The sequence below is a fragment of the Hungatella sp. SL.1.14 genome, from assembly GCF_024460495.1.
In the GTDB taxonomy this organism is placed as follows: Bacteria; Bacillota; Clostridia; order Lachnospirales; family Lachnospiraceae; genus Hungatella; species Hungatella hathewayi.
The window spans coordinates 1-2,240 of sequence record NZ_JANFYJ010000068.1 but is presented as its reverse complement, the minus strand read 5'-3'; the positions used below and the strand labels follow the sequence as shown (position 1 = coordinate 2,240).

Annotated in this window: 3 protein-coding genes and 1 pseudogene; all 4 read left to right on the top strand. The window is 43.6% G+C overall.

Annotated features, from left to right (window positions below; all coding sequences use genetic code 11):
• Positions 1–711: PD-(D/E)XK nuclease-like domain-containing protein (locus NE473_RS29845; RefSeq protein WP_256265530.1), on the top strand; the 711-nt coding region annotated here is incomplete at its 5' end.
• A gap of 3 nt (positions 712–714) precedes the next feature.
• Positions 715–1,020: a hypothetical protein gene (locus NE473_RS29840; protein WP_006771073.1), complete on the top strand. Its 306-nt coding sequence runs from the start codon at positions 715–717 to the stop codon at positions 1,018–1,020.
• Between the two features lie 103 nt (positions 1,021–1,123).
• A complete protein-coding gene (locus NE473_RS29835; RefSeq protein WP_039890426.1) occupies positions 1,124–1,498 on the top strand; it encodes a RusA family crossover junction endodeoxyribonuclease in 375 nt (124 codons plus the stop codon).
• A 4-nt stretch (positions 1,499–1,502) separates the two neighbouring features.
• Positions 1,503–2,240 (top strand): annotated as a pseudogene (locus NE473_RS29830) (hypothetical protein); the annotation flags it as partial.

Below are 2,240 nucleotides of genomic sequence, written 5' to 3'. Positions count from 1 at the left end.
ATTGGGCGCCCGGCCTGTGAGGCTGAAGCTATGGCAAAATTAAACGGAGAGTGGGAAATGAAAAAGACCACGGCGCTTATGGTTGGGTCTTATGTAGACGCTCACTTTGAAGGGACTCTTAGTCTGTTCCAGGCACAGAACCCAGAAATTTTCACGAAACAGGGAGCATTGAAAGCCGAGTATCGCAAGGCCGAAGAAATCATCAATAGAATTGAGCGTGATGATCTTTTTATGAAATTCATGGGCGGAGAGAAACAGGTTATTATGACGGCAGACATGTTCGGGAGTCCGTGGAAGATAAAAATTGACAGCTATTTGCCTGGTAAGGCCATTGTGGACCTGAAGGTCATGAGAGAACTGCATAAGGCGGAGTACACGAAAGATTACGGCTATATGAATTTCATAGAGTACTGGGGTTATGACCTCCAGGCGGCAGTCTATCAGGAAGTAGTCTATCAAAATACCGGAGAGCGTCTTCCGTTCTTCGTTGCAGCCGCTTCGAAAGAAGAGGAAACCGATATAGAACTGATATGGATTCCAGACGACCATTTACGTGAAAAGCTGATTGAGGTGGAAAATAACACACCGAAGATCGTAGCGCTGAAGAACGGAGAAGTAGAGCCGATCAGATGCGGTCTCTGTGATTACTGTAAACACACAAAGGTATTGATGAGACCAATACACTTTACAGAACTTTTAGGGGAGGTGTAAGCAATGATATCATTATTAACCGATGATATGGATCACTGCTTCTTCTGCGGCCGCCCTGCCGATTGTGAACATCACCTTATTTTCGGATCGGCAAATCGAGAACTGGCGGATGAAGACTGTCTTAAGGTTCCTATTTGCAACAACTGCCATACCGCAGGAAAAGTTAACAGCAGAATCCATGATAACCCGATGGCTGAAAAGCTTTCAAAGATGCTTGGTCAGATGGCATATGAAAAAGAATTGGCATTGAAAATGGTTCCGATGGGAAGAGAACTATTCCGTGCAAGGTATGGAAAAAGCTATTTATAGCCTTGTGATCCCGAAAGGGAATTACATACAAGCATGTGTCACGACATGCCATTGGTATTACCGGTACTGCCTATTTCAGGGGCGGTACCGGGGAAAGGAGCCTATGGAATATAAGTTGGTGATATTTGGCCGCCTCGATGGCCTGAATGACTATACAGCAGCAAACCGGACAAACCCGCATAAGGGTGGGAAGATGAAGAAAGACAACGAGGAAACCGTCATATGGGCGATCAGACAGCAGTTACGGCGGTTACATATAGAAAAGCCCGTGTTCCTTAAATTCTCATGGTATGAGCCAAATAAGCGGAGGGACCATGACAATGTGTCAAGCTTTGGCAGGAAGGTGATCCAGGACGCACTTGTGAAATGCGGTGTGCTGAAAGATGATGGGTGGGACTACGTCATAGGGTTTACGGACCAATTTTTCTGTGATCGAAATGAACCTCGCATCGAAGTACTGATTGAAGAACGGGAGTGATATTTTGGGAGGAGATGGAAACTACATAAAAATAAGCCGGAACATTCTCGAATGGGAGTGGTATCGGAATATCAATACAAAGGTTCTATTCCTTCACATGTTACTGAAAGCAAACTGGAAAGAGGGAAGGTTTGAAGGTACAACGGTTCCGCGTGGTTCTTTTATTTCTTCTTATCCGCGTCTTTGCGAGGAATGCGACCTTACAATTAATGAGTTACGGACTGCTTTAAAACATTTGACGTCAACAGGAGAAATCACAGTCAAAACACAGTCCAAATACAGCGTATTTACGGTAAATAACTACAGCCTGTATCAGGATATTAACAGTCAAACCACAGTCAATCAACAGTCTGATACCAGTCAATGCACAGACAAGGCACACTCTATTAACAGTCTATTAACAACAATAGAAGAAGGAAAGAAAGAAAAAAGGGAAGAACTTGAAGAAGAGAAAGAAGGAAAGAAAAAAGATAATCGTAATTATCAAGAGATAATTACTCTGTATAATTCGCTTTGCAAATCATACCCCCATGTGACAAAGCTGTCAGACAAACGGCGTCGGGCAATTGGGGCAAGGCTTAACAGCGGCTATACGGCAGATGATTTTCGTAAACTCTTTGAACTTGCAGAGCAGAGTGAATTTTTAAAAGGCAAAAATAATAAAAACTGGTCAGCGACATTTGACTGGCTTATCAGTGACGGTAATATGGCTAAGGTGCTTGACGGCAATTACAGTAACAGG